Here is a 25,932-nt window from a genome sequence, read left to right as displayed (position 1 = left end):
CCTTCCGGAAGTGCTCTGTGACCTTTGCGACTCGTTTGATCGATCATTTTTTTCACACGGGTCGGGAGGTTTGCCGGAAGGTTTCAGGGGCGAGGGCCCGCCAGCCGGAAGTCGAGCGCCGTACAGCGCCGGCCGGCCGAGACCGTGCGCACCGCTTGTCCGATCGCCTTGCGGGAGCCGACGAGGACGACCAGCTTCTTGGCCCGGGTGACCGCCGTGTACAGCAGGTTCCGCTGGAGCATCATCCAGGCGCCGGTGGTCACGGGGATGACGACCGCCGGATACTCGCTCCCCTGGGAACGGTGGATGGTCACCGCGTAGGCGTGGGCCAGTTCGTCCAGTTCGTCGAATTCGTACGGAACCTCCTCGTCCTCGTCCGTCAGTACGGTGAGGCGCTGGTCCACCGGGTCGAGTGAGGTGACCACGCCGACGGTGCCGTTGAAGACGCCGTTCCCACCCTTCTCGTAATTGTTGCGAATCTGGGTGACCTTGTCGCCGACCCGGAAGACACGGCCGCCGAACCGCTTCTCCGGCACGTCGGGGCGGCCCGGGGTGACGGCCTGCTGGAGCAGTCCGTTCAGCGTGCCCGCGCCGGCCGGTCCTCGGTGCATGGGAGCGAGGACCTGGACGTCCCGGCGCGGGTCGAGGCCGAACTTGGCGGGGAGGCGGCGGGCGGCCACGTCCACGGTGAGGCGGCCGGCCTCCTCCGTGTCGTCCTCGACGAAGAGGAAGAAGTCCTTCATGCCGTCGGTGACGGGGTGCTGCCCGGCGTTGATGCGGTGGGCGTTGGTGACGACGCCGGACTGCTGGGCCTGCCGGAACACCCGGGTGAGCCGGACGGCCGGTACGGGGCCGCCGTCGGCGAGCAGGTCCCGCAGCACCTCCCCGGCGCCGACGCTGGGCAGCTGGTCGACGTCACCGACGAGCAGCAGGTGGGCGCCCGGGGGGACGGCCTTGGCGAGTTTGTTGGCGAGGAGGAGATCGAGCATGGATGCCTCGTCCACCACGACGAGGTCGGCGTCGAGCGGCCGGTCGCGGTCGTAGGCGGCGTCGCCTCCCGGCTTCAGCTCCAGCAGGCGGTGCACGGTCGACGCCTCGGCGCCGGTCAGCTCGGCGAGGCGCTTGGCGGCCCGGCCGGTCGGGGCGGCCAGCACCACCTTCGCCTTCTTGGCGCGGGCCAGCTCGACGATCGAGCGGACGGTGAAGGACTTGCCGCAGCCGGGGCCGCCGGTGAGGACGGCGACCTTCTCCGTGAGGGCGAGCTTGACGGCGGCCTCCTGCTCGGGGGCGAGGTCGGTGCCCGTGCGCTGCTTCAGCCATCCCAGCGCCTTGTCCCAGGCCACGTCCTGGAAGCCGGGCATCCGGTCCTCGTCGGTGCGCAGGAGGCGGAGCAGCTGGGCGCTGAGGGACAGCTCGGCGCGGTGGAAGGGGACGAGGTAGACGGCGGTGACGGGGTCGCCGCCCTCCGGGTCGGGGATCCGCTCCCGCACCACGCCGGGGTCGTCGCCGTCCTCCGCCGGCTCGGCCGCCAGTTCGGCGAGGCATTCGATGACGAGGCCGGTGTCCACCTGGAGCAGCTTCACCGCGTCGGCGATGAGCTTCTCCTCGGGGAGGTAGCAGTGCCCCTGATCGGTGGCCTGCGAGAGGGCGTACTGGAGACCCGCCTTCACCCGGTCCGGGCTGTCGTGCGGGATGCCGACGGACTGCGCGATCTTGTCGGCGGTGAGGAAGCCGATGCCCCAGACGTCGGCGGCGAGCCGGTAGGGCTGGTTCTTCACGACGGAGATCGACGCGTCCCCGTACTTCTTGTAGATGCGGACCGCGATCGACGTCGACACCTCGACGGTCTGGAGGAAGACCATGACCTCCTTGATCGCCTTCTGCTCCTCCCAGGCGTCGGCGATCTTCTTGGTCCGCTTGGGTCCGAGGCCGGGGACCTCGATGAGCCGCTTGGGCTCCTCCTCGATGATGGTGAGGGTGTCGAGTCCGAAGTGCTGGGTGATCCGGTCCGCGAAGACCGGCCCGATGCCCTTGACCAGGCCGGAGCCGAGGTAGCGCCGGATGCCCTGGATGGTGGCCGGCAGGAGGGTCGTGTAGTTCTCGACGTGGAACTGCTTGCCGTACTGGGGATGCGACCCCCAGCGCCCCTCCATCCGCAGGGACTCCCCGGCCTGCGCACCGAGCAGCGCACCGACGACGGTGAGCAGATCACCGGCGCCGCGGCCGGTGTCGACGCGGGCGACCGTGTAGCCGTTCTCCTCGTTGGCGTACGTGATGCGTTCCAGGACGCCTTCAAGGGTGGCGAGCCGCCGCTCACCGGGGGCCGCGGGGGGCTGGTTGGGCATGATCCGACGGTACCGGTGAGGACTGACAGGGCGTTCGGAGAGTCGCCTTCTCTCCATACTCTGGGCCCATGGACTACGCCAGGATGCGCGCGATCGCCGCAGAGCTCGGGGCCTACTCGGAGCAGCTCGAGGGGTCGTGGAGCGTCGAGATCGGGCCGTGCGGTCCGATACTGGCGATGAGGTGCCCGTCGAAGCGGCACGAGGGCGCGGTCCGCCGCATCTGCAAGCAGTTGGACGCGCAACTGCTCCGCACCCACCCCGGCTACATCTGCGCGAACGGCCCCGAGATCGAGCACCCCGCCATCGGCCGCATGCGCCGCCCGGACGCCGTCGTGATCCCCGGAGCCACCCTCGACGAAGAGGGCCTGGCGGTGGACGCGACGCAGGTGCTGGCTGCCGTCGAGATCGTCTCACCGTCCAATCCGAGCAACGACCATGACGAGAAGTTGGCCGACTATCCGGCCATGGGCATCCCGCACTACCTGATCGTCGATCCGCGCACCGGCACGATCGAGGTGCACTCCGAGCCGTGCAAGGGCCGCTACAGCAGCAAGGAGCCGTACATCTTCGGCGACTCGGTGCCGTTCGGGCCGTGGACGGTGGAGACGTCGGAGTTCCGCAGGTACGGCAGGGACGACTAGAGGCCCGGTCCGGCGGATCTTGGATGGTTGCTTCCCGCAGAGGCTAGGTTCTGACCATGGGATCAACGGAGGGTAGCTCCCGGAGTCGTTGGGCGTTCGTGGTTGGGACACTGGCCAAGAATCCGTGGCTGGCCGTGAGCTGGGTTCTGCTCGCAGTTGCGTCGGTTGCCGCCCTGAAGATCGTGCCGCAACCGTGGAGCGCGGGCGTCTATCCCGTGGTCGTGTTCGTCGCGCTGCTGCTGTTTTCCCGGGCGTCGACTCAGAAGGAGTGAGCCCGCTCAGGGCCTGATGGTCCGGTTCCGCTCCATCCTGGAGCCCGGATAACCGGCCCTGCAGTTCTGGGCGCCGACATCGGGCCTGAGCCGCCTGCTCGAGCGGTCGGCGAGCACCAGGAGGACGGTCCCGACCTCGCCGCCGCTGTCGGTGGCGTGCGCTGCCAGTTCGACGTGGGCGACGGCAGCCCTGGGGAGGCGCGCTGGGTCAGTGAGGAGGCGGGTTCCTCTCCAGCTCCGTGATCACCGTGAGGAAAGCGGATGACGGCGGCGCGGGGGAAGGCGACGGCCCGAGTGGGACGACTCGCGCCAGTGGTCCATACAGCGCTCCGCGGGCGACTTTGCGGTCGCTCACTCTGATGCGCAGCGCCGCTTCGTGGATCACGACATCGTGCGGAACAACGAGTTCTTGGCGAGCCGTGCGGGGGCCGGCACCCGCCGGCCAGACGCGGCAACCGGGGCAAGTACGGGTGGTGCGAGCTGGCGGCGGCCTGACCGTCACGCCCCGAGCGACGACCTCGGGCCGACTCGATGAGGGCACCTCCGGGGCACCGGCCCGCCCGATTGACATGCAGGCAAATGGCTGCCTAACGTAATAGGTAGCCAATGGGCTGCATGTCAGAGGGGCGGAGATGGACGAGGTCTTCAAGGCGCTGGCGGACGGCAGCCGGCGGCGGCTGCTGGACAGTCTGAACGCGCGCAACGGGCAGAGCCTGCGCGAGCTGTGCGCCGGGCTGGACATGGTCCGGCAGTCGGTCAGCAAGCATCTGGCGGTGCTGGAGGGCGCCAACCTGGTCACCACCGTGCGGCGGGGCCGGGAGAAGTTGCACTACCTCAACGCCGAGCCGATCAACGCCATCGCCGAACGCTGGATCAGCCGCTACGACCAGGGGCGGGTGCACGCACTCGCCGACCTCAAGCACGTGCTGGAGAGCAATGCCATGGACAGCGACGCGTTCGTGTACACGACCTACATCAGGACCACGCCCGAGAAGCTGTGGCAGGGCCTGACCGATCCCGAGTTCACCCGGCGCTACTGGGGGCTGGAATTCGGCACCGACTGGGCGGCCGGGTCGCCCATGGTGTGGCGGGAGCGGGGGGCCGAGACCGCCGACCCCAGGCAGGTCGTCCTCGAGTCCGACCCGCACCGGCGGCTGTCGTACACCTGGCACACCTTCACGCCCGAATGGGCCGAGGCCAACGGGATCGACGGCGAGACCCTCGCCAAGCTCTCCGCCGAGCGGCGGTCGAAGGTCACCTTCGAGATCGAGGATCTTGAGGGGAGCGGGACCGTCAAGCTGACCGTCGTGCACGACGGTTTCGAGCCCGGCAGCACCGTGCGCGAGATGATCCAGCACGGGTGGCCCGCCCTCGTCTCCGGGCTCAAGACGCTGCTGGAGACCGGGGACACACTGCCCCAGCCCCAGTAGTCAACGGTGCAGGGCGGTTTCCCGTTCCATGCGCGTCAGCTTCTCGGGGTTGCGCACCGCGTACAGGCCGGAGATGCGGCCGTCGTCGAAGCGGACGGCCATGACCGTGTCCAGTTCTCCGTCGAGGCGGATCAGCAGGGCCGGGTGGCCGTTGACCTGGGCCGGGTGCATCGACATCTCGACGGGCAGCTTGACCAGGCCGCCGAGCATTAGGCGGGCCACCTTGTCGGCGCCCAGGACGGGCCGCAGGATCGCCTGCTTGATGCCGCCGCCGTCGCCCAGCATGACGACGTCAGGGGCGAGGATGTCGAGCAGCCCCTGGAGGTCGCCCGTCCGCACGGCTCGCTGGAACGCGTCGAGCGCGTCCCGGCTCTCGGCGCGGGAGACGACGCCGCGCGGCCGGCGGGCCGCCACGTGCGCGCGGGCCCGGTGCGCGGTCTGACGGACGGCGGCCGGGGTCTTGTCGACGGCCTCGGCGATCTCGTCGTACTCCAGGGCGAACACCTCGCGCAGCACGAACACCGCCCGCTCGGTCGGTGTCAGGGTCTCCATGACCAGCATCATCGCCATCGAGACGCTGTCGGCCAGTTCGACGTCCTCGGCCACGTCGGGGGTGGTGAGCAGCGGCTCGGGCAGCCACTCGCCGACGTAGGACTCCTTGCGGCGGCCGAGCGTGCGCAGCCGGCTCAGCGCCTGCCGCGTGGTGATCCGGACCAGGTACGCGCGCCGGTCCCGCACCTCGGCGAGATCGACGCCGGTCCACCGCAGCCACGTCTCCTGGAGGACGTCCTCCGCGTCCGCGGCCGAGCCCAGCAGCTCGTAGGCGACGGTGAAGAGGAGGTTGCGGTGGGCGACGAAGGCCCCGGTGGCGGGGTCCGCCGATCCGCCGCCGGTGCCGGGTCCGGTGGTGCCGTCCTGTCCGTGCGTGCCGTGCTCGCTCATGGCCGGTCGCTCCCGCTCGTTCGCCTTCGACGGTGTCACGCGCACAGGACGCCGGCCGCGGCGGTTCTGTGACACCCGCCGCCGGTGGCCCTCGTCACACCGGCGTCCCGTCACAGGGTCCGGGCCGGCGGCGTCTTGTGTGCGTCAACGCGGCACCGAGAGTGAGGACGGGACCATGGAAACCCGATTCAACCTGTTCGAGAACGAGATCGGCGGCAGGTTCGCCAAGCGGTTCGCGGGCGTCGCCCTGGTGCTCCAGCAGTCGTCGCTGCCGAAGTCCACGCAGGAGCTGATGGCGCTGCGGGCCAGCCAGATCAACGGCTGCGGGCACTGCATCGACATGCACACCAAGGACGCCGCGGCCGCCGGGGAGAGCGCGGTCCGGCTCCACCTGGTCGCCGCCTGGCGCGAGTCCACCGTGTTCACCGAGGCCGAGCAGGCGGCGCTGGCCCTCACCGAGGAGGGCACCCGGCTCGCCGACGCCCACCAGGGCGTGTCCGACGAGACCTGGGCCCAGGTGCGCAAGCACTACGACGACGACCAGATCGCCACACTGATCTGCGTCGTCGCCATGATCAACGCGGCCAACCGGCTCGCCGTGATCACCCACCAGGCGGGCGGCTCCTACGAGGCCGGCATGTTCGACGCGGCCTTCGCCTGACGGGCCCGGACGGCGGCGCCGCTTCCCCGGCGAAATCCGGTGGAGCGGAGCCGCCGTGCCCAACTAACCTCCAGCCGGACCGAGTCGTCCGGTGAGGCTGGAGAAGGGCGGGCCGTTGTACACCGCGTGAGACACCCCGAGTGCTGATCTGTCGCGCGTCGCACCTGTGCGCCGTGCTGCTTTCCGCTGCGGACTTCTCACACTGAAACCGGTGTACTTCTGTGCTCAACGACTGGGTCGTCATGCCCACCTGCCTGCCGCTCGTCCTCCGTCGCTGCCACGCGTGCGGGGGCGGGCGCTTCCGGGCGAACGGCAAATTCCGCGCCAACGCCCACCACAAGCTCATCGACGCCTGGCTCCTCGTGCTCTGCACCACCTGCGGCGGCACCGCGAAGCTCACGGTCTTCGAGCGCACGCGCGTGCGCTCGGTGCGGCCCGAACTGCTGGACCGGCTGCACGGCAACGACCCCACCCTGGCGGCGGAGTTGCTCCTGGATCCGGGCGTCCGGCGCCGTAATCGCGTCGCCCTCGACTGGGACGGCGCCTGGCGCCTCGACACCGGCGGGTCGGACCACCTGGAGCGCGAGGTGATCGACGTCTCGGTCCGCTTCGCCGCCCCGATCCCCGTCCGGCCGGTGCGGCTGATCGCCGAAGGATGCGGTCTCTCCCGGGCCGAGGTCGAGAGGCTGGCCGCGGAGGGAAAGGTCGTGTCGGCCGTCCGGCTGGGCGCCGGGCTCAGCGGCGACTTCACCTTCACGCTCAAGCGCTGAGGCCGCCCGCGGCCGCGCCGGGACCCGGTCACGATTGGGTCTCGGCGCGGCACCACCCCTTGCCCCGAGCCCCTGTAATCGTTTCCAATCCCTCGTGTAATCGATTCCACGAGGAGGTGGAAACGGCGATGGCGAGCATCAAGGACGTCGCCGCCGAGGCGGGCGTCTCCGTCGCGACGGTCTCGCGCGCGCTCAACGGCCACCCGTCGGTCAGCGCCGCCGCGCGCCGCCGCGTACTGGCCGCGGTCGAGACGCTGGGCTACCGCCCGAACGCCGTCGCCCGGTCGCTGCGCACCGACCAGACCCGCACGCTCGGCCTGGTCATCAGCGACGTCATGAACCCGTACTTCACGGAGTTGGCCCGCTCCGTCGAGGAGGAGGCCCGCGCACTCGGCTACAGCGTCATCATCGGCAACGCCGACGAGCGGCCCGATCTCCAGGACCACCACGTGACGACGCTGCTGGACCGCCGGATCGACGGGCTCCTCGTCTCCCCCACCGACGGCGGCTCCCCGCACATGCTGGCCGCCGCTCGGGCCGGGACGCCGATGGTCTTCGTCGACCGCTGGATCCCCGGCGTGGACGTCCCCGTCGTCAGGTCGGACGGGCGGGCCGCAGTACGGGAGCTCGTCGCCCACCTGTACGGGCTCGGGCACCGCCGGCTCGCGATCATCGCCGGGCCCGCGGCCACCACCACCGGACGCGAGCGCGTCGACGCCTTCCGCGAGGCGCTCGGCGCGTACGGGCTGCCCCTCCCCGGCGCCTACATCGGGCAGGGCGACTTCCAGGCCGACAGCGGCCGCCGGGTCACCGAGGGCTTCCTCGACCTGCCCGAACCCCCCGAGGTCGTCTTCGCCGCCGACAACCTGATGGCGCTCGGCGCGCTGGACGCCGTACGGGCGCGGGGTCTTCGGGTCCCCGAGGACATCGCGCTCGCCGCCTTCGACGACATCCCGTGGTTCGTGCACACCGATCCGCCGGTCACCGCCATCGCCCAGCCCACCGGCGACCTCGGGCGGGCCGCCGTCCGCGCGCTCGTCGACCGGATCGAGGGGCGGACCGGCGAGTCCGTCACCCTCCCCGCGCGGCTCGTCGTCCGCCGCTCCTGCGGTGAGGCGAACCCGCAAGAACACCCGTCCCCCGTACGAAGGAGTACGCCGTGAGCAGCCGCAGTCCGGACGAGTTGCTGCGCATCGAGGGCATCCGCAAGACCTTCCCCGGCGTGGTCGCGCTCGACAGCGTCGACTTCGACCTGCGCCGGGGCGAGGTGCACGTGCTGCTCGGTGAGAACGGCGCAGGCAAGAGCACCCTCATCAAGATGCTCTCCGGCGCCTACACCCCCGACGCCGGGCGGATCCTGGCCGGTGGCGAGGAGGTGCGCATCCACGGTGCGCAGGACTCCGAGCGCCTCGGGATCGCCACCATCTACCAGGAGTTCAACCTCGTCCCCGATCTGACGGTCGCCGAGAACATCTTCCTGGGGCGGCAGCCGCGCCGCCTGGGAATGATCGACCGGAAGAGGATGGACGCGGACGCCGAGGTGCTGCTGGAGCGGGTCGGCCTGAGCGTGTCGCCCCGCACGCGCGTGCGGGAACTCGGCATCGCGCGGCTCCAGATGGTCGAGATCGCCAAGGCGCTCAGCCTGAACGCGCGCGTGCTCATCATGGACGAGCCGACCGCCGTGCTGACCTCCGAGGAGGTCGAGAAGCTGTTCGCCATCGTGCGGCGGCTGCGCGAGGACGGCGTCGGGATCGTGTTCATCACGCACCACCTGGAGGAGATCGCCGCCCTCGGCGACCGCGTCACCGTCATCCGGGACGGGCGCAGCGTCGGCCAGGTGCCCGCCTCCACCCCCGAGGACGAGCTGGTACGGCTCATGGTCGGGCGGTCGATCGAGCAGCAGTACCCGCGGGAACGCACCGGCACCGGTGAGGCGCTGCTCAAGGTGGAGGGGCTGACCCGGGACGGTGTCTTCCACGACGTCGGCTTCGAGGTGCGGGCCGGAGAGGTCGTCGGCATCGCGGGCCTCGTCGGCGCCGGGCGGACCGAGGTGGTCCGCGCGGTGTTCGGCGCCGACCCCTACGACGCCGGGACCGTGCACGTCGCGGGCGCGCCGCTGCGGCGGCACGACGTGAACGCCGCCATGGCCGCCGGGATCGGGCTGGTGCCCGAGGACCGCAAGGGGCAGGGGCTCGTGCTCGACGCGTCCGTCGAGGAGAACCTCGGGCTCGTCACCCTTCGGTCGAGCGCCCGCGCGGGGCTCGTCGACCTCAAGGGCCAGCGTGCGTCGGCTGAGCGGATCGCCGGGCAGCTCGGTGTGCGGATGGCCGGTCTCGGCCAGCACGTGCGCACCCTCTCCGGCGGCAACCAGCAGAAAGTCGTCATCGGCAAGTGGCTGCTGGCGAACACCAAGGTGCTCATCCTCGACGAGCCGACGCGCGGCATCGACGTCGGCGCCAAGGTCGAGATCTACCAGCTCGTCAACGAACTGACGGCCGCCGGTGCCGCCGTGCTCATGATCTCCAGCGATCTGCCCGAAGTACTCGGCATGAGCGACCGGGTGGTCGTCATGGCACAGGGACGGGTCGCCGGTGAACTCCCCGCCGAGCGGGCCACCCAGGACGCCGTCATGGCGCTCGCCGTCAGCACCCCCCACACCGAAGGAACCGGAACGGAGGCCGACCGTGGCCACTGACACGCTCAAGAGCAAGCCGGGCGCGCAGGGCGCCTCGGGCGGTGTGCGCCGCCTGCTGCTGGAGAACGGCGCGCTGACCGCGCTGATCGTCCTCGTCGTCGCCATGTCGGCGCTCTCCGGGGACTTCCTGACCGCCGACAACCTGCTCAACGTCGGCGTCCAGGCGGCCGTGACGGCGATCCTCGCCTTCGGTGTCACCTTCGTCATCGTCTCGGCGGGCATCGACCTGTCGGTCGGCTCGGTCGCCGCGCTGTCGGCCACCGTGCTGGCCTGGAGCGCCACCGAGGCCGGGATACCGGTCGCGCTCGCGGTGCTGCTGGCCGTCGCGACGGGCATCGCCTGCGGTCTGGTGAACGGTTTCCTGATCTCGTACGGGAAGCTGCCGCCGTTCATCGCGACGCTCGCCATGCTGTCGGTCGGGCGCGGTCTGTCGCTGGTCATCTCGCAGGGCTCGCCCATCGCCTTCCCGGAGTCGGTCTCGCACCTCGGGGACACGCTCGGCGGGTGGCTGCCGGTGCCGGTCCTCGTGATGATCGTGATGGGGCTGATCACCGCGTTCGTCCTCGGGCGGACCTACATCGGCCGCTCCATGTACGCCATCGGCGGCAACGAGGAGGCCGCGCGGCTGTCCGGGCTGCGGGTCAAGCGGCAGAAGCTCGCCATCTACGCCTTCTCCGGCCTGTTCGCGGCCGCCGCGGGCATCGTGCTCGCCTCCCGGCTCTCCTCCGCGCAGCCGCAGGCCGCGCAGGGCTACGAACTGGACGCCATCGCCGCCGTCGTCATCGGCGGTGCCTCGCTCGCGGGCGGTACCGGCAAGGCGTCCGGCACCCTGATCGGCGCGCTGATCCTCGCGGTGCTGCGCAACGGCCTCAACCTGCTGTCCGTCTCCGCGTTCTGGCAGCAGGTCGTCATCGGTGTCGTCATCGCGCTGGCGGTGCTCCTGGACACCCTGCGGCGCAAGGCCGGCGCGACCACCCCGGCGGCCGGCACCTCCGGCGGCGGGAACCGGGGCAAGCAGGCGCTGACGTACGTCATCGCGGCGGCCGTGGCCGTCGCGGTGGTCGGCGCGACCTCGCTGCTGCACAACGGGTCCTCGGGCGGCACGTCGAAGAAGGTCGGGCTGTCGCTGTCGACGCTGAACAACCCGTTCTTCGTGCAGATCAGGGACGGTGCGGAGGAGCAGGCGAAGAAGCTGGGCGTGGACCTGACCGTCACCGACGCGCAGAACGACGCCTCCCAGCAGGCGAACCAGTTGCAGAACTTCACCAGCGAGGGCCTGTCGTCGATCATCGTCAACCCGGTGGACTCGGACGCCGCGGGCCCCTCGGTGCGCTCGGCGAACAAGGACGACATCCCCGTCATCGCCGTGGACCGCGGTGTGAACGACGCCGAGACCGCCGCGCTGGTCGCCTCCGACAACGTCGAGGGTGGTGAGCTGGGCGCCAAGGCCCTCGCCGAGAAGCTCGGCGGCAAGGGCACCATCGCCATCCTCCAGGGCCAGGCCGGCACCTCCGCCAGCCGGGAGCGCGGGGCGGGCTTCGCGGCCGGCCTCAAGGAGTACCCGGGCATCAAGGTGGTCGCCAAGCAGCCCGCGGACTTCGACCGCACCAAGGGCCTGGACGTGATGACCAACCTGCTCCAGGCGCACCCGGACATCGACGGTGTCTTCGCGGAGAACGACGAGATGGCGCTCGGCGCGATCAAGGCGCTGGGCTCCAAGGCGGGCAAGTCGGTCCAGGTCGTGGGCTTCGACGGCACGCCGGACGGGCTGAAGGCGGTCCAGGGAGGCACGTTGTTCGCGTCCGTCGCGCAGCAGCCGAAGGAACTGGGCAGGATCGCCGTACAGAACGCTCTGCGGGCGGCCGAGGACAAGAAGGTGGAGCAGACGGTGAAGGTGCCCGTGAAGGTGGTCACCAAGGAGAACGTGGCCGGCTTCGAGGGCTGACGGGGACGCACGGGAGTGCACGGGCGGACGGTCGCGGTGACCGTCCGCCCACCTCACTCGGATCACTCGGAGCACTCGGAGCACTTGGATCACTGGGATCACTTGGATCGGAGAACGACTGATGTACGACTACGACCTCCTGGTCGTGGGGTCGGCCAACGCCGACCTCGTGATCGGCGTGGAACGGCGGCCGGGCGCCGGGGAGACGGTGCTCGGCTCCGACCTGAGCGTCCACCCGGGAGGCAAGGGCGGGAACCAGGCGGTGGCCGCCGCCCGGCTCGGCGCCCGCACGGCCCTGCTGGCCCGGGTCGGCGACGACGGCCACGGACGGCTGCTCCTCGACTCGCAGCGCGCGGCCGGAGTCGACACGGTCGGTGTGCTGGTGGGCGGCGCCCCGACCGGCGTCGCGCTGATCACCGTCGACCCGTCGGGGGACAACAGCATCGTGGTGTCGCCGGGCGCCAACGGCCGGCTGACCCCGGGCGACGTCCGCGCGGCCGCCAGCCTCTTCCACGCCGCCCGGGTCGTCTCCACGCAGTTGGAGATCCCCCTGGAGACGGTCGTGGAGGTGGTCCGGAGTCTGGCGCCGGGCAGCCGCTTCGTGCTGAACCCGTCGCCGCCGCGCCCGCTGCCGCCGGAGGTCCTCGCGGCCTGCGACCCGCTGATCGTCAACGAGCACGAGGCGAAGGTGATCCTCGGCGACGCCCTGGTCAGCGAGCGCCCCGAGGACTGGGCCCGCATCCTGCTGGCCAAGGGCCCGCGTTCGGTGGTCGTCACCCTGGGCGCCGAGGGGGCGCTGGTGGCGTCGGGCGAGGGCGTGTCGCGGGTGCCGTCGGTGAAGGTGGACGCCGTGGACACGACGGGCGCGGGCGACGCGTTCACCGCGGCGCTGGCCTGGCGGCTCGGCACCGGCGACTCGCTCGCCGAGGCGGCGGCGTACGCGGCCCGGGTGGGCGCGGCGGCGGTCACGAAGGCGGGGGCGCAGGAGTCGTACCCCACCGCGGCGGAGGCCGAGGCGCTGTGAAGAGGGCAGGGATACTAAACCGCCATCTCGCGGGCGCGCTCGCCGAACTCGGACACGGTGACGGGGTCCTGGTGTGCGACGCCGGCATGCCCATCCCGGACGGCCCGCGCGTCGTAGACCTGGCCTTCCGCGCCGGAGTGCCGTCCTTCGCCGAGGTGCTGGACGGGCTGCTCGCCGAGCTGGTCGTGGAGGGCGCGGTGGCGGCGACGGAGGTGCGGGAGGCCAACACCGGCGCCGCGGCACTGCTCGACGGCCACTTCCCCGGCCTGACCCTGGTCCCGCACGAGCGGCTCAAGGCGCTGTCGGCGGACGCGCGTCTGATCGTCCGCACCGGCGAGGCCCGGCCGTACGCGAACGTGCTGCTGCGGTGCGGGGTCTTCTTCTGACGGGTGCCGGCCGGGGACGCCGGAAACTTTGAGAGGGCCCGGTCGCGACCGGGCCCTCTCGGGTTCCCCTCCCCTTCAGAACCCCACGGATCCCCCCCGGGTCCCCCCACAGGGGTTCTGATGCCAGGTACGACCCGCGGGGCGCCGAAAGGGTTGCACGCGTCAGTGGGATTTATTTTTCCGGATCTGTTTCTCCGGTGCGGCGTCCCCCGCGTGCGCGGCGAACCGCTCCGCCGTCTCGGCGAGTACCTCGCGTCCGTCGCGCGCCCACAGCGCCTCGTTGAACAGTTCGACCTCGATGGCGCCGGTGTATCCGGCCGCCTCCACGTAGCCCTTCCACTCCCGCATGTCGATCGCGCCGTCGCCGATCTGGCCGCGGCCGTTGAGGACGCCCTCGGGCAGGGGGGTGGTCCAGTCGGCGAGCTGGAAGGTGTGGATGCGGCCGCCCGCCCCGGCCCGGGCGATCTGCTCGGGCGCCCGGTCGTCCCACCAGATGTGGTACGTGTCGACGGTGACGCCGACCTGGTGGGCGGGGAAGCGTTCGGCCAGGTCCAGGGCCTGGGCGAGGGTGGAGACCACGCAGCGGTCCGAGGCGTACATCGGGTGCAGCGGCTCGATGGCGAGGCGTACGCCGTGCTGCTCGGCGTAGGGGGCGAGTTCGGTGAGCGCGTCCGCGATGCGTTCGCGGGCGGCGCGCAGGTCCTTGTGGCCGGCCGGGAGGCCGCCGGAGACCAGGACGAGGGTGTCGGTGCCGAGGGCCGCGGCCTCGTCGACGGCGCGGCGGTTGTCGGCCAGGGCGGCGGCGCGCGCCTCCGGGTCGACGGCGGTGAGGAATCCGCCGCGGCACAGGGTGGTGACGGTCAGACCCGCGTCGCGGACCAGCTTGGCCGCCGCCTCGACGCCGTACGCCTGGACCGGTTCGCGCCACAGGCCGACGTTGCCGATGCCCAGGTCGCGGCAGGCGGTGGTCAGTTCGGGCAGCGTCAGCTGCTTGACCGTCATCTGGTTGATGCTGAAGCGGGCCAGGACGGGGGCGGGACGGGGGTCGCTCACTGGGTGACTCCGTACAGGTCGAGCAGGGTCCGCATGCGCTCCTCGGCGAGTTTCGGGTCCGGGAACAGGCCGAGACCGTCCGCGAGTTCGTAGGCGCGCGCGAGATGCGGCAGGGAGCGGGCCGACTGGAGGCCGCCGACCATCGAGAAGTGGCTCTGGTGGCCGGCCAGCCAGGCCAGGAACACCACACCCGTCTTGTAGTACCGGGTGGGGGCCCGGAAGAGGTGGCGGGAGAGTTCGACGGTGGGGTCGAGGAGGGCGCGGAAGCCGTCCGTGTCGCCGGTGTCGAGGTGGCGGACCGCCTCGGCGGCCAGCGGGCCCAGGGGGTCGAAGATGCCGAGCAGGGCGTGGCTGAAGCCCTGCTCGTCGCCCGCGATCAGCTCCGGGTAGTTGAAGTCGTCCCCGGTGTAGCAGCGCACGCCCCGCGGGAGGCGGCGGCGCAGTTCGATCTCGCGCCGGGCGTCCAGGAGGGAGACCTTGATGCCGTCGACCTTGTCGGGGTGGGCGGCGATGACCTCCAGGAAGGTGTCCGTCGCCGTGTCGAGGTCGGACGAGCCCCAGTAGCCCTCCAGCGCCGGGTCGAACATCGGGCCCAGCCAGTGCAGGACGACCGGTTCGGCGGACTGGCGCAGGAGGTGGCCGTAGACCTCCAGGTAGTCGTCCGGGCCCTTCGCGGTCGCGGCGAGGGCGCGGGAGGCCATGAGGATGGCCTGGGCGCCCGACTCCTCGACGAGGGCGAGCTGTTCCTCGTAGGCCGCCCGGACCTCGGCGAGGGTGCCGGCCGTGAGCTGGTCGGTGCCGACGCCGCAGGCGATGCGGCCGCCGGTCGCCCGCGCCTCGGCGGCGGAGCGGCGGATCAGCTCGGCCGCCGTGGGCCAGTCCAGGCCCATGCCGCGCTGGGCGGTGTCCATCGCCTCGGCGACGCCGAGTCCGTGCGACCACAGGTGGCGGCGGAAGGCGAGGGTGGCGTCCCAGTCGACGGCGGCGGGCGAGTCTGGGGTGGTGTCGGCGAACGGGTCGGCGACCACGTGTGCCGCCGAGAAGACCGTGCGCGAGGTGAAAGCGCTTCCCGGGGCTTCCCGGGTGACGGCGAGCGGCTCGGTGCGCGGCTCGTGGGCGCGCAGGGTGCCGTCCGCGCCCGGCAGGTGGAGGGTCACAGCGAGATCTCCGGTACGTCGAGGCGGCGGCCCTCCGCCGAGGACCGCAGGCCCAGTTCGGCGAGCTGGACGCCGCGGGCGCCGGCCAGCAGGTCCCAGTGGTAGGGGGCGTCGGCGTAGACGTGCTTGAGGAACAGCTCCCACTGGGCCTTGAAGCCGTTGTCGAAGTCGCCGTTGTCCGGGACCTCCTGCCACTGGTCGCGGAAGGCCTCGGTGGCGGGGATGTCCGGGTTCCAGACGGGCTTGGGGGTGGCGGAGCGGTGCTGGACGCGGCAGTTGCGCAGGCCGGCCACCGCCGAGCCCTCGGTGCCGTCGACCTGGAACTCGACCAGCTCGTCGCGGTTGACACGCACCGCCCAGGAGGAGTTGATCTGCGCGATGGCGCCGCCGTCCAGCTCGAAGACGCCGTAGGCGGCGTCGTCGGCGGTGGCGTCGTAGGGCTTGCCGTTCTCGTCCCAGCGCTGCGGGACGTGGGTGGCGGTGAGGGCCTGCACGGACTTCACGCGGCCGAACAGCTCGTGCAGGACGTACTCCCAGTGCGGGAACATGTCGACGACGATGCCGCCGCCGTCCTCGGTGCGGTAGTTCCACGAGGGGCGCTGGGCCTCCTGCCAGTCGCCCTCGAAGACCCAGTAGCCGAACTCGCCGCGCACGGACAGGATCCGGCCGAAGAAGCCGCCGTCGATGAGGCGCTTGAGCTTGAGCAGGCCGGGGAGGAAGAGCTTGTCCTGGACGACGCCGTGCCGGACGCCCTTCGCGTTGGCGAGGCGGGCGAGGTCGAGGGCTCCGTCCAGGCCGGTGGCGGTGGGCTTCTCGGTGTAGATGTGCTTGCCCGCGGCGATCGCCTTCTTGATCGCCTCCTCGCGGGCCGAGGTGACCTGGGCGTCGAAGTAGACGTCGACGCTGTCGTCGGCCAGGACCGCGTCCAGGTCCGTGGAGACGTGGTCGAGTCCGTGCCGTTCGGCGAGCGCCTTCAGCGCGTGTTCGCGGCGGCCGACCAGGACCGGCTCCGGCCACAGCACGGTGCCGTCGCCGAGGTCGAGGCCGCCCTGTTCGCGGAGGGCCAGGATGGAGCGGACGAGGTGCTGGCGGTAGCCCATGCGCCCGGTCACGCCGTTCATGGCGATACGCACCGTCTTGCGTGTCACGTCATTCCCTTCGTACGAGCCGTACGCCTCGCAGCAAGCGCTTTCTATCCAGAACGAAGCTAGCCTGTGAACGGTGGTCTGGACAAGACCGCGATTCGGGTGAGTTGTTCGAGGGGGCGAACGACGACGCGTGGTGGCCGTAGGGTCACCGCGACGGCGTTCGGCTCACGCGCGATGCGGAGGACGAGGACATGACGGTGACACTTGCGGACGTGGCGGCCCGCGCCCAGGTCTCCCCCGCGACGGTGTCGCGCGTGCTGAACGGGAACTACCCGGTGGCCGCCACCACCCGGGAGCGGGTGCTGAAGGCGGTCGACGAGCTGGACTACGTGCTCAACGGCCCGGCGAGCGCCCTGGCCGCGGCCACGTCCGACCTGGTCGGCATCCTGGTCAACGACATCGCGGACCCCTTCTTCGGCATCATGGCCGGCGCCATCCAGTCCGAGATCGGCGGGCCGGGCGGCAGAGCGGGCGGCGAGCGGCTCGCGGTGGTCTGCAACACCGGCGGTTCCCCGGAGCGCGAGCTGACCTACCTCACCCTGCTGCAGCGCCAGCGCGCGGCGGCCGTCGTGCTGACCGGCGGGGCGATGGAGGACGCGGCGCACCAGGCGGCGGTGGCGGCGAAGCTGCGGAAGCTGACGGAGGCCGGGACGCGGGTGGTGCTGTGCGGGCGGCCGCCGGCGCCGGAGACCGGGGCCATCGCGCTGACCTTCGACAACCGCGGGGGCGGCCGGGAGCTGACCGAGCACCTGCTCGGGCTCGGCCACCGCCGGCTCGGCTACATCGCCGGCCCGCAGGAGCGGACCACCACCCGGCACCGGCTGGAGGGCCACCGCGCCGCGCTCGCCGCGCACGGCGTCGAGGAGGACCCCCGCTGGACGGTCCACGGCCGCTACGACCGGCAGTCCGGGTACGAGGCGACGCTGGAACTCCTGCGCAGGGATCCGTCCCTGACGGCCGTCGTCGCCGCGAACGACTCCGTCGCGCTGGGCGCGTGCGCGGCGCTGCGGGACTCGGGGCTGCGGATCCCGGACGACGTGTCCGTGGCCGGCTTCGACGACCTGCCGTTCAGCATCGACGCGGTGCCCGCGCTGACGACGGTCCGGCTGCCGCTGGCGGAGGCGGGGGCTCGGGCGGGGCGGGTGGCGATGGGGCGGGAGGAGGCGCCGGCCGGGGGGATCGCGACGGTGCGGGGGGAATTGATGGTGCGGGGGTCCTCCGGAGGGCCTCGGGGGTAGGTGCCGTCGGTTCTTTGGTGCCGCGCGTTGGTGTGGGCCTTGGTGGGGGCTGCCGCCCCCACACCCCCGCTTCGGCCTGGACGGCCTCGTCCTCAAGCGCCGGACGGGCTGACAGTGGACGGCGACTCGTCGTCAGACCCCGGAGAGACTGACACGTGCCGGCGCCGCCAGAGGACGGCGATGTCATCAGACCCCGGACAGGCTGGTGGTGCCGGTCGGCGACACCAAGTGGCGGGCAGGAATGCGGGCGGCGGAGCCGGGTACGCTCCGGGGTCATGAAGCTGGCGTTCTCCACCCTTGGTGTCCCCGGGCTGCCCCTGACCGATGTGCTGGGCCTCGCGACCGCGCACGGCTACCACGGTGTCGAGTTGCGCGCCCATCCGGAGGAACCGGTGCACCCGGGTCTGTCCCCGGACGAACGGGCCTCCGTGGCGGCCGAGTTCAAGGCGTCCGGTGTGGAACTGCTCGGTGTGGCCGGGTACGCGCGGATGGCCGCGCCCGGTGACGACGAGCCGGTCCTCGCCGAGGTCCGCGCCCTGCTCGAACTCGCCCGCGACCTGGGCGCCCCGTACATCCGCGTCTTCCCCGGCGGCGGCACCGGGCAGAGCGCCGAGGAGGCCGACGCGACGGCCGCCCGGCGGCTGGGCACGGCCGCCGAGTACGCCGCCGACCTCGGTGTCCGCATCCTCCTGGAGACCCACGACTCGCACCGCACGGGCGCCGACGCGATGCGCGTCCTCGGCCTGGTCGGGCACCTCCAGGTCGGCGCCCTGTGGGACGTGATGCACACCTGGCTGGGCGGCGAGCAGCCCTTCGAGTCGTACGCGGCCCTCGCCCCGCACCTCGGTTACGTTCAGGTCAAGGACATCGCCTCAGCCGAGGACACCACACCGCTGCCGCTGGGCGCGGGCGTGCTGCCGCTCACCGAGGTGGTGGACGTCCTCTCCCGGCACGGGTGGGACGGCTGGCTGTGCTGGGAGTACGAGAAGCGGTGGTACGAGTCCGCCGCCCCGCTGCCCGACCTGCTGGCGGCCGGCCGAGAGCACCTGACCCGGCTGCTCACCGACGCGGCGTGAGGGCGTCCGCCGCCGACCGGACCCGGCGCTCCATCCGCTCCCGGCGCTCGGGCCACTCCGCCGCCGTGATGGAGTAGATCGCGGAGTCGCGCAGCCGGCCCTGCTCGCCCGGCGCCCAGGAGCGGGACCAGTTGCGCAGAACGCCCTCGAGACGGGCGCCGGTCTTCTCGATCGCCGCTCGGGAACGGGCGTTGCGGGCGTCGGTCTTGAGGTCGACCCGGGACACCTGCCAGACCTCGAAGGCGTGGCGGAACAGGAGCAGCTTGGCCTCGGCGTTCATGCCGGTGCCCTGGGCGGAGCGGGCCAGCCAGGTGAAGCCGACCTCGATCGCGTCGAGGGCGTCGTCGGTGAGCCAGGAGCGGGGTTCCCAGTAGGCGGTGGCGCCGACCGCCCGCCCGGTGGCGAGGGAGATCTGCGCGTAGGGCGCCAGCCGCCCCGAGGCCGCGCGGGCCAGTTGGGCGTCGATGTAGCCGCCGACCTCGTCGGCCCTCGGCACCCACGTGTACGCGTAGCCGCCGCGGTCCTCCTCCGCCGCCACCGCGAGGTCGGCCGCGTGCCGGTGGCCCAGCGGCTCCAGTCGTACCAGCGTGCCTTCGAGGGGCGGGCCCTTCAGTGCGAACGTCACCGGACGGATTCTTCCGCCGGCGCGGAGGGCCGTCCAATGGTTTCCGGGCGGGCCGACGCGATCACGTACGGCGTCCGGTCGCGGGCGCGCCGGCCCGTGAGCGTCGTCAGCGCCACCCCGCCCACCAGCAGTGCCGCCGCGCACCAGCGCAGGGGTGTCACCGCCTCGCCGAGGAAGAGGGCCGCAGAGGACGTCCCGAAGACCGGGACCAGGAGTGAGAAGGGCGCGACCGTCGAAGCGGGGTGACGGCGCAGCAGCCAGCCCCAGGCGCCGAAGCCGAAGACGGTCGAGACCCAGGCCACGTAGAGGATCGTGCCTCCGCCCTGCCAGTCCAGGCCGCGCAGTGCCGCGAGGTCCGCCTCCGGACCCTCCGTCAGCAGGGAGAGGGCCAGCAGCGGCAGCACCGGGACGGTGCACACCCACACCATGAAGTTCAGGGCGTCGGGCGGGGACGCCTTGCGGGTGAGGACGTTGGACAGCCCCCACGCGGCGGCGGCCCCGACGACCATCACGAAGGCGCCCAGCGGTCCGGACGCGCCCTCGTCGACCGCCGCCACACCGATGCCGGCCAGCGCGACGAGCATGCCCGCCGCCTGGACGCGGGAGGGGCGTTCGCCCAGGACCGCGGCGGCGATCACCGCGGTGAACACCGCCTGGATCTGCAGGACCAGGGAGGACAGGCCGGCCGGCATGCCCGCGTCCATGCCCACGAAGACCAGGCCGAACTTGGCCACGCCCAGCACCAGCCCCACCGCCACGATCCACTTCCACGCGACCTTGGGCCGGCCCACCAGGAAGACGGCGGGCAGGGCGGCCGCCAGGAAGCGCAGGGCGGAGAAGAGCAGCGGCGGGAAGTGGTCGAGGCCGACCTCGATGACCGTGAAGTTCACGCCCCAGACGGCGGCGACGAGCACGGCGAGGAGGAGGTGGGAAGGTCGCATGCGTCGAGGATCGCGCCACCGGACTGTGTAGCACCAGCGATGATTGCTGCATGGTTGGATGAAGGACTGCTAACTGTTTGACTGCTGACTGTTTGACTGCTGGCTGTTTCGCCGTCGGGAGGCGTCGTGCTCGATCTTCAGCGTCTGCGTGCCCTGCACGCCGTGTCCGTGCACGGCTCGGTGGGCGCGGCCGCCGCCGCGCTCGGGTTCACGCCGTCCGCGGTGTCGCAGCAGATCGCCAAGTTGGAGCGGGAGACCAGGACGGTGCTCCTGGAGCGGGAGGGTCGCGGGGTCCGGCTCACCGACGAGGCGTGGCAGCTGGCCGCCACCGCCGTGGAGCTGCTGGCCCTGGTGGAGCGGGCGGAGACCCGGCTGGAGGAGCGGCGCGGGGTGCCGTCGGGGCGGCTGACGGTGGCCGCGTTCGCCTCGGCGGCGCGCGGTCTGCTGCCCTCGGTGCTGGCCGACCTGGCCGCCCGTCATCCCGCGCTCGACGCCCGGCTCACCGAGGTCGACCCGCATCTGTCCGTGGACCTGGTGGCGAAGGGCGCCGTCGACCTGGTGGTGGCGCACGACTGGGACATCGCGCCGCTGCCGGCCCCGGCCGGGGTGGAGCAGGCGCCGATCGGTGAGGACCTGTGCGATCTGCTCGTGCCCGAGGGGCACCGCTTCGCCGGCCGGTCCGCCGTCCGGCGTGCGGAGCTGGGCGGGGAGCGGTGGATCTGCCAGCCGCCCGGCCGGGTCTGCCACGACTGGCTGACGCGGACTTTGCGGGGCGCCGGGCACGAGCCGGACATCGTCCACCAGGCGGACGAGAATCCGACGCTCGTCGCCCTGGTCGCGGCCGGTCTCGGCATCGCCCTGATCCCCCGGCTGGGACGCGGCCCGCTGCCGTCCGGGGTGGTGGAGGTGGAGCTCGACCCGATGCCGGTACGACGGCTGTACGCGCTGTGGCGGGCGGGCGCGGCGCGCCGTCCGGCGATCGCGGAGACGGTGCGCACGCTGCGGGCCCACTGGCCGGCGGCCTCGGCGCACACCGTCCCGTAGCCGGGCGTGGTCAGTCCCGGGCGCGGCGGATGTCGATGTTGCCGTGCCGGGTGCGGGCGCGGACCTCGACGGCCTCCTCGGTCTTCTCCGGGCTCCCGGAGGAGGTGAGCGTGTTGCGGACCTGTCCCGAACGCGAGTTGACGTCGAGCCACGCGGCCGTGCCCTCGGCGACCCCGACCTCAATGGCGCCGTAGCTGGTCTGCAACTGGACGGAGCCGCGGGTCACGCGCCCCACCCGCAGGGTGCCGTGGGCCGTGGTGGCGGTGACGGAGTCCTCGGCGCGGGCGACGTCGATGTCTCCGTTGGCGCCGTTGACCCGCAGCTCTCCGACGGCGGTGCCGACGGTCGTGGTGCCGTGCGAGTTCTTCAGGACGGCGGAGCCGTCGAGCAGGCCGACGCGCAGGCTGCCGGAGCTGGTGGTGATCTCCGCGGCGCCCTCGACGCGGTCCACGGTGATGGAGCCGTGGGACGCCGTCAGGTTGAGCGGGCCGGTCGCGTCGAGGCGGACGTCGCCGGACGAGACCTTCACGCGGACCTCGCCGAGCCGTCCCTCGCCGAGCACCTGGGTCCAGGACCCGGTCAGGTCGACGCGCGAGCCCGCGGGCAGTTCGACGGTCACGTCGACGGTGCCGGAGCGGCCGAACAGGCCGGCCTTGGGGGTCCTGACGGTCAGTGCGCCGCCCGCGCAGGTGACCTCGGTCTGTTCCGCGGTGCGGTTGTCGGCGTCCTTCTTCGCGTTGCGGGGCCGGACCTCGACGACGGTGTCGGTGCGGTCGCCCGCCGTGAACTGGATGGAACCGGCCTCCACGAGCGCGGTGACCGAGATCGGTTCGGGAGTGTCGAAAGAAGGCATGGCTGTCCCGTCCTCATGAGTCGTTGGGGCGTCCCCGCTGGTGGGACGTGGTGTGGTGAGGTGGAGCGGGCGTGCGGCGTGCTTGCTCGCCTAGCGCACCCAGCCGGTGAAGCTCTGTCCGACGTTCTGGGTGCGTTCCGCCGGGCGCGGGCGGCCGCCGCCCTCGACGGCGGCCGACACGGCCCGCACCAGCCAGGCGTTGACCGACAGGCCCTCGCGGCTCGCGGCCTCCTCGGCGCGGGACTTGAGATGGGCGGGCAGGCGCAGGTTGACGCGGGCAGTGCCGCCCTCGTCGCCTTCGGCGGGCGGCTGCGGCCTGAGCGGTTCGACGGGTGCGGCCGGGTCCCCGAGGCCGCCGCCGTCGGTGGGCGGCATGGTCACCACGAAGTCGGGGTCCAGTCCCCGCAGCCTCAGGTCGACCGAGCCCGGGGCCAGTTCGCGGGTGATCTCGTCCATGGCCGCGGAGAGCACGTTGAGCATGGTCAGCCTGGTCGCCGACTCCAGTGGGGCGGTGAGCCGTTCGGCCAGTTCGCGGGCTTCTTCACCGCCGGCCTCGGCGGCCACCGCGAGTTCGCGGCGGAGGGTGTCGACATACGGCGTGAGGTCCATGACGTCATCATGGCACCATGCTGGCCCCATACGCAAGCCGCGCGGCGCCATCGCGGTCACCAAGGTGGCATTCTGTGCCCTGACCTGCAGAGATGGGATGACATCAACCTGACCGACCCAGCCGCCACAGCTCGTCAACCGCCCGCAGATGTGCGGAATGGCATCATCCGGCGCCACGTGGTGCCACATGGTGCCATGTGCCACCACTCGGAGCCGCGGCCGGGAGCCCGTCACCGACGGCGTGCCCCCTCCCAGCGCCGACGACGGCCGCCCTCACCCCCGGCTCCCCCGGCGCCCGCAGCGCATCGGCCCACTCCTGTGCGGCCCCTTGACTGGCAGAAACTTCCTGGATATTGGTGGCTCCTTGGCAGTTTCCTTCAGCAGCTCTCCAGCGATCCCCAGCGGATCACTCCGGAAGGAGCGCACGTGCACCACAGCAGCACGGCCGGCACGGGAAGCACCGCACACCCCTCCAGACGTACCGTCCTCACCGCCACCGCGGTCGTCACCGCCACCCTGGCGGCCGGCGGCGGCACGGCACACGCCGACCCGCGCCGGCCCGACGACGCCAAGCTCCGCGCCCTGATCTCCCGCATGACGCTGGAGGAGAAGGTCGGCCAGCTCTTCGTCATGCGGGTCTACGGCCACTCCGCCACCGCCCCCGACCAGGCCGACATCGACGCCAACCTCAAGGAAATCGGCGTCCGCACCGCGGCCGAGCTGGTCGCCAAGTACCGGGTCGGCGGCGTCATCTACTTCGCCTGGGCGCACAACACCCGCGACCCGCACCAGATCGCCGACCTCTCCAACGGCATCCAGAAGGCGTCCCTGGAGCTGCCGCGCGGCCTCCCGGTGCTGATCTCCACCGACCAGGAACACGGCATAGTGGCCCGCGTGGGCGAACCGGCGACCCTCTTCCCGGGCGCGATGGCCGTCGGCGCGGGCGGATCGCGGTCCGACGCCCGCACCCTCGGCCGCATCGCGGGCGCCGAACTGCACGCGATGGGCGTCCGCCAGGACTACTCCCCCGTCGCCGACGTGAACGTCAACCCGGCCAACCCCGTGATCGGCGTGCGGTCCTTCGGCGCCGATCCGGAGGCGGTGGCGGACCTGGTGGCCGCCGAGGTGACGGGGTACCAGCGGTCCGGGGTCGCCGCGTGCGCCAAGCACTTCCCCGGGCACGGCGACACCGCGACCGACAGCCACACCGGCCTGCCGGAGATCACTCACACCCGCGAGGAGTGGGAGACGCTGGACGCGCCGCCCTTCCGCGCGGCGATCGACGCCGGCATCGACGCGATCATGACCGCCCACCTGGTGGTCCCGGCGCTCGACGACTCCGGCGACCCGGCCACCCTCTCCCGGCCCATCCTCACCGGCATCCTGCGGGAGGAACTGGGCTACGACGGGGTCGTGGTCACCGACTCGCTCGGCATGGAGGGCGTGCGGACCAAGTACGGCGACGAACGGGTGCCGGTGCTGGCGCTGAAGGCGGGCGTCGACCAGCTGCTCAACCCGCCGCACCTCGACCTCGCCTGGAACGCCGTCCTGACGGCCGTACGGGAAGGCGAACTCACCGAGGCACGGCTCGACGAATCGATCCTGCGGGTGCTGCGGCTGAAGGCGAAGCTGGGGCTGTTCCGGGACGCCTACACCAGCCGGCGGGACGTCGACCGGACGGTGGGCACCCGGGCGCACCTGGCGGCGGCCGACCGGATCGCCGAGCGGACCACCACCCTGCTGGTCAACGAGGACCGGCTGCTGCCGCTGTCGCGGCGCACGCATCGCAGGGTGCTCGTCGTGGGCGCCGACCCCGCCTCGCCGTCGGGCACGACCGGGCCGCCCACGGGGGTGCTCGCGGGCGAACTGTCGGAGCTGGGCTTCACGGCCACCGCCCTGTCCACCGGCACCGCCCCCTCCGCCGCCGTGATCGACGGTGCGGTCGCCGCCGCCGGGGACGCGGACGCGGTGGTGGTCGCGACGTACAACGTCACGGCGGCGAGCAGCCAGCGCACCCTGGTCGCGCGGCTGCTGGAGACCGGGAAACCCGTCGTCGCGGTCGCGATCCGCAACCCGTACGACGTGGCCCACCTCCCCGGCGTCCGCGCCCACCTGGCCGCCTACTCCTGGACCGACGTCGAGGTGCGGGCGGCGGCCCGGGTGATCGCCGGGCGGGTCCGGCCGCGCGGGCAGCTGCCGGTGCCGGTGGTCCGGGCGGACGATCCGGACACGGTGCTGTACCCCCTCGGGCACGGGCTGTCCTACCGGTCGTAGGGCGTAGCGCGGCCTACGTCACGCGCCGGGGGCGCCCCCGGCGACCGTGCCCGAAGCACCCCGCGCGTCTGGCGTGCGCCCGCCGCGGCGGGTCACGCTGGACCGGGGATCCAGGGGGACGGCGATGCGTGAGAGACGGGCCGCGGGAGTGCGGTGGGCGCTGCCGGTGCTGTGCGCCCTGCTCCTGACGGGCTGCCAGAGTCCGGCGGGACCGGCCGGTGGGGACACCGGCGGCACGGCCTCCGGGGACGGGCGGTCCGGCGCCACGGCGTCGCGGTCGGCGTCGGAGGCGGTGCCGGCGTCCGGGTTCGGGGCGGTGTTCCTGGCGGTCGACGAGTGCGGCTCGTTCGGCACGGTCGGCTCCACCGAGGTGCCGTGCGACAGCGAGCGGGCGGCGGCGCGGGTCGTGGCCCGGGAGGACGGCCGCGCGAGCGACGGGCCGCCGTGCCCCGCCACCACCGACTTCGTCCTGCACATCAGCGAACAGCGCCCCTCCGCCGACGAGGACGGCGACGGGACCGTGCCCCAGGGCTACGCCTGCATGCGCAACCTCCAGCCACCGCACCCGGGCGACCCGGGCGGCGGTGGCGGACCGCGCACCATCGTCGGCGACTGCGTCCACGACACCGGCGACGGCAAGGTCCGCGAGACCGCGTGCGACGGAACGGGGGAACGCGAGCCCCAGTTCAAGGTGGTCGAAGCGGTCGCCGACCGGGCCGACTGCCCCGCCTCGACCGGCCTGTACGTCCGCCTCGGCGGTGCCCGGCCGGTGGGCTGTGCCCGGCCCCTGTGAGCGGCCGGGC

Annotated in this window: 24 protein-coding genes; 15 read left to right on the top strand and 9 right to left on the bottom strand. The window is 72.4% G+C overall.

Annotated elements, in window-relative coordinates; all coding sequences use genetic code 11:
• Positions 1–83 precede the first annotated feature (83 nt).
• Positions 84–2,345 (bottom strand): ATP-dependent RecD-like DNA helicase, encoded by a 2,262-nt coding sequence (locus tag ACGF3J_RS01490; RefSeq protein ID WP_161326857.1) that lies wholly within the window; start codon positions 2,343–2,345, stop codon positions 84–86.
• A gap of 68 nt (positions 2,346–2,413) precedes the next feature.
• Here ACGF3J_RS01490 and ACGF3J_RS01485 point away from each other — a divergent pair, with 68 nt between their 5' ends.
• The 3 genes from ACGF3J_RS01485 (at position 2,414) to ACGF3J_RS01475 (ending at position 4,688) form a co-directional block, all read left to right on the top strand.
• A complete protein-coding gene (locus ACGF3J_RS01485) occupies positions 2,414–2,986 on the top strand; it encodes a Uma2 family endonuclease (RefSeq protein ID WP_161326856.1) in 573 nt (190 codons plus the stop codon).
• Between the two features lie 134 nt (positions 2,987–3,120).
• Positions 3,121–3,258 carry a hypothetical protein gene (locus ACGF3J_RS01480; RefSeq protein WP_161326855.1) on the top strand — a complete coding sequence of 46 codons (138 nt, stop codon included), beginning with the start codon at positions 3,121–3,123 and terminating at the stop codon, positions 3,256–3,258.
• A 632-nt stretch (positions 3,259–3,890) separates the two neighbouring features.
• The gene (locus tag ACGF3J_RS01475; protein WP_161326854.1) at positions 3,891–4,688 is read left to right on the top strand and encodes a metalloregulator ArsR/SmtB family transcription factor; all 798 of its coding nucleotides are present in this window, start codon (positions 3,891–3,893) and stop codon (positions 4,686–4,688) included.
• On the opposite strand, the gene ACGF3J_RS01470 is transcribed toward ACGF3J_RS01475, so the two are convergent.
• The gene (locus ACGF3J_RS01470; protein WP_202557609.1) at positions 4,689–5,630 is read right to left on the bottom strand and encodes an RNA polymerase sigma-70 factor; all 942 of its coding nucleotides are present in this window, start codon (positions 5,628–5,630) and stop codon (positions 4,689–4,691) included.
• A 175-nt stretch (positions 5,631–5,805) separates the two neighbouring features.
• On the opposite strand from ACGF3J_RS01470, the gene ACGF3J_RS01465 reads away from it, so the two are divergent.
• From ACGF3J_RS01465 to rbsD, 7 genes are all read left to right on the top strand, one after another.
• Positions 5,806–6,291 (top strand): carboxymuconolactone decarboxylase family protein, encoded by a 486-nt coding sequence (locus tag ACGF3J_RS01465; protein ID WP_161326852.1) that lies wholly within the window; start codon positions 5,806–5,808, stop codon positions 6,289–6,291.
• Positions 6,292–6,512: 221 nt separating this feature from the next.
• Positions 6,513–7,061 carry a DUF1062 domain-containing protein gene (locus ACGF3J_RS01460; RefSeq protein ID WP_161326851.1) on the top strand — a complete coding sequence of 183 codons (549 nt, stop codon included), beginning with the start codon at positions 6,513–6,515 and terminating at the stop codon, positions 7,059–7,061.
• Positions 7,062–7,189: 128 nt separating this feature from the next.
• Positions 7,190–8,224 carry a LacI family DNA-binding transcriptional regulator gene (locus ACGF3J_RS01455; RefSeq protein ID WP_161326850.1) on the top strand — a complete coding sequence of 345 codons (1,035 nt, stop codon included), beginning with the start codon at positions 7,190–7,192 and terminating at the stop codon, positions 8,222–8,224.
• Entirely contained in the window at positions 8,221–9,756 is a 1,536-nt protein-coding gene (locus ACGF3J_RS01450; RefSeq protein WP_161326849.1) for a sugar ABC transporter ATP-binding protein, read from the top strand. The genes ACGF3J_RS01455 and ACGF3J_RS01450 overlap by 4 nt, the downstream gene beginning before the upstream one ends.
• Positions 9,746–11,701: a substrate-binding domain-containing protein gene (locus ACGF3J_RS01445; RefSeq protein WP_161326848.1), complete on the top strand. Its 1,956-nt coding sequence runs from the start codon at positions 9,746–9,748 to the stop codon at positions 11,699–11,701. The genes ACGF3J_RS01450 and ACGF3J_RS01445 overlap by 11 nt, the downstream gene beginning before the upstream one ends.
• Positions 11,702–11,822: 121 nt before the next feature.
• Positions 11,823–12,725 carry a ribokinase gene (locus ACGF3J_RS01440; protein WP_161326847.1) on the top strand — a complete coding sequence of 301 codons (903 nt, stop codon included), beginning with the start codon at positions 11,823–11,825 and terminating at the stop codon, positions 12,723–12,725.
• Positions 12,722–13,111, top strand: a complete 390-nt coding sequence (gene rbsD / locus ACGF3J_RS01435) for a D-ribose pyranase (RefSeq protein ID WP_161326846.1) — start codon at positions 12,722–12,724, stop codon at positions 13,109–13,111. Before ACGF3J_RS01440 ends, rbsD begins: the two co-directional genes overlap by 4 nt.
• 162 nt (positions 13,112–13,273) lie before the next feature.
• Here the strand turns inward: rbsD and ACGF3J_RS01430 are convergent, their stop codons facing one another.
• Genes ACGF3J_RS01430 through ACGF3J_RS01420 form a run of 3 tightly spaced genes read right to left on the bottom strand, consistent with a single transcriptional unit; the run spans position 13,274 to position 16,469 of the window.
• Positions 13,274–14,113, bottom strand: coding sequence for a sugar phosphate isomerase/epimerase (locus ACGF3J_RS01430; protein ID WP_161326878.1), 840 nt, complete (start codon positions 14,111–14,113; stop codon positions 13,274–13,276).
• Positions 14,114–14,160: 47 nt separating this feature from the next.
• Complete coding sequence (locus ACGF3J_RS01425; RefSeq protein ID WP_161326845.1) at positions 14,161–15,321, bottom strand: dihydrodipicolinate synthase family protein; 1,161 nt, start codon at positions 15,319–15,321, stop codon at positions 14,161–14,163.
• Positions 15,318–16,469, bottom strand: coding sequence for a Gfo/Idh/MocA family protein (locus tag ACGF3J_RS01420; RefSeq protein ID WP_161326844.1), 1,152 nt, complete (start codon positions 16,467–16,469; stop codon positions 15,318–15,320). The genes ACGF3J_RS01425 and ACGF3J_RS01420 overlap by 4 nt, the downstream gene beginning before the upstream one ends.
• 191 nt (positions 16,470–16,660) lie before the next feature.
• On the opposite strand from ACGF3J_RS01420, the gene ACGF3J_RS01415 reads away from it, so the two are divergent.
• Together ACGF3J_RS01415 and ACGF3J_RS01410 are read left to right on the top strand one after the other, a co-directional pair.
• On the top strand, positions 16,661–17,707 hold the full coding sequence (locus tag ACGF3J_RS01415; protein WP_234961317.1) for a LacI family DNA-binding transcriptional regulator: 1,047 nt from the start codon (positions 16,661–16,663) through the stop codon (positions 17,705–17,707).
• Between the two features lie 275 nt (positions 17,708–17,982).
• Entirely contained in the window at positions 17,983–18,783 is an 801-nt protein-coding gene (locus ACGF3J_RS01410) for a sugar phosphate isomerase/epimerase (RefSeq protein WP_161326418.1), read from the top strand.
• Here the strand turns inward: ACGF3J_RS01410 and ACGF3J_RS01405 are convergent.
• Both ACGF3J_RS01405 and ACGF3J_RS01400 read right to left on the bottom strand, forming a co-directional pair.
• Entirely contained in the window at positions 18,767–19,408 is a 642-nt protein-coding gene (locus ACGF3J_RS01405; protein WP_161326417.1) for a GNAT family N-acetyltransferase, read from the bottom strand. The two genes, ACGF3J_RS01410 and ACGF3J_RS01405, sit on opposite strands and share 17 nt — an antisense overlap.
• Positions 19,405–20,349 carry an EamA family transporter gene (locus tag ACGF3J_RS01400; protein ID WP_161326416.1) on the bottom strand — a complete coding sequence of 315 codons (945 nt, stop codon included), beginning with the start codon at positions 20,347–20,349 and terminating at the stop codon, positions 19,405–19,407. The genes ACGF3J_RS01405 and ACGF3J_RS01400 overlap by 4 nt, the downstream gene beginning before the upstream one ends.
• Positions 20,350–20,475: 126 nt before the next feature.
• Between ACGF3J_RS01400 and ACGF3J_RS01395 the strand changes: the two genes are divergently transcribed.
• Positions 20,476–21,393: a LysR family transcriptional regulator gene (locus ACGF3J_RS01395; protein ID WP_161326415.1), complete on the top strand. Its 918-nt coding sequence runs from the start codon at positions 20,476–20,478 to the stop codon at positions 21,391–21,393.
• A 10-nt stretch (positions 21,394–21,403) separates the two neighbouring features.
• On the opposite strand, the gene ACGF3J_RS01390 is transcribed toward ACGF3J_RS01395, so the two are convergent.
• Positions 21,404–22,246: a DUF4097 family beta strand repeat-containing protein gene (locus ACGF3J_RS01390; RefSeq protein ID WP_161326414.1), complete on the bottom strand. Its 843-nt coding sequence runs from the start codon at positions 22,244–22,246 to the stop codon at positions 21,404–21,406.
• 90 nt (positions 22,247–22,336) lie between these two features.
• A complete protein-coding gene (locus tag ACGF3J_RS01385; RefSeq protein WP_161326413.1) occupies positions 22,337–22,855 on the bottom strand; it encodes a toxin-antitoxin system HicB family antitoxin in 519 nt (172 codons plus the stop codon).
• A 426-nt stretch (positions 22,856–23,281) separates the two neighbouring features.
• Between ACGF3J_RS01385 and ACGF3J_RS01380 the strand changes: the two genes are divergently transcribed.
• Both ACGF3J_RS01380 and ACGF3J_RS01375 read left to right on the top strand, forming a co-directional pair.
• A complete protein-coding gene (locus tag ACGF3J_RS01380; protein ID WP_161326412.1) occupies positions 23,282–25,129 on the top strand; it encodes a glycoside hydrolase family 3 protein in 1,848 nt (615 codons plus the stop codon).
• Positions 25,130–25,253: 124 nt separating this feature from the next.
• Positions 25,254–25,922 carry a hypothetical protein gene (locus ACGF3J_RS01375; RefSeq protein ID WP_393853353.1) on the top strand — a complete coding sequence of 223 codons (669 nt, stop codon included), beginning with the start codon at positions 25,254–25,256 and terminating at the stop codon, positions 25,920–25,922.
• The last annotated feature ends 10 nt before the right edge of the window (positions 25,923–25,932 follow it).

Origin of the sequence: Streptomyces sp. NPDC048171 (assembly GCF_043202655.1) — a bacterium.
Lineage (GTDB): Bacteria > Actinomycetota > Actinomycetes > Streptomycetales > Streptomycetaceae > Streptomyces.
Note: the sequence above shows the minus strand (reverse complement) of the source record. Positions and strands in the feature narration are given on the sequence as shown.

Coding starts and splice junctions, on each gene's coding strand:
- ACGF3J_RS01490 (WP_161326857.1), bottom strand. CDS start 2,345: ATGCCCAACCAGCCCCCCGCGGCCCCCGGTGAGCGGCGGCTCGCCACC.
- ACGF3J_RS01400 (WP_161326416.1), bottom strand. CDS start 20,349: ATGCGACCTTCCCACCTCCTCCTCGCCGTGCTCGTCGCCGCCGTCTGG.
- ACGF3J_RS01465 (WP_161326852.1), top strand. CDS start 5,806: ATGGAAACCCGATTCAACCTGTTCGAGAACGAGATCGGCGGCAGGTTC.
- ACGF3J_RS01385 (WP_161326413.1), bottom strand. CDS start 22,855: ATGGACCTCACGCCGTATGTCGACACCCTCCGCCGCGAACTCGCGGTG.
- ACGF3J_RS01470 (WP_202557609.1), bottom strand. CDS start 5,630: ATGAGCGAGCACGGCACGCACGGACAGGACGGCACCACCGGACCCGGC.
- ACGF3J_RS01485 (WP_161326856.1), top strand. CDS start 2,414: ATGGACTACGCCAGGATGCGCGCGATCGCCGCAGAGCTCGGGGCCTAC.
- ACGF3J_RS01390 (WP_161326414.1), bottom strand. CDS start 22,246: ATGCCTTCTTTCGACACTCCCGAACCGATCTCGGTCACCGCGCTCGTG.
- ACGF3J_RS01415 (WP_234961317.1), top strand. CDS start 16,661: ATGACGGTGACACTTGCGGACGTGGCGGCCCGCGCCCAGGTCTCCCCC.
- ACGF3J_RS01455 (WP_161326850.1), top strand. CDS start 7,190: ATGGCGAGCATCAAGGACGTCGCCGCCGAGGCGGGCGTCTCCGTCGCG.
- ACGF3J_RS01475 (WP_161326854.1), top strand. CDS start 3,891: ATGGACGAGGTCTTCAAGGCGCTGGCGGACGGCAGCCGGCGGCGGCTG.
- ACGF3J_RS01440 (WP_161326847.1), top strand. CDS start 11,823: ATGTACGACTACGACCTCCTGGTCGTGGGGTCGGCCAACGCCGACCTC.
- ACGF3J_RS01375 (WP_393853353.1), top strand. CDS start 25,254: ATGCGTGAGAGACGGGCCGCGGGAGTGCGGTGGGCGCTGCCGGTGCTG.
- ACGF3J_RS01430 (WP_161326878.1), bottom strand. CDS start 14,113: ATGACGGTCAAGCAGCTGACGCTGCCCGAACTGACCACCGCCTGCCGC.
- ACGF3J_RS01410 (WP_161326418.1), top strand. CDS start 17,983: ATGAAGCTGGCGTTCTCCACCCTTGGTGTCCCCGGGCTGCCCCTGACC.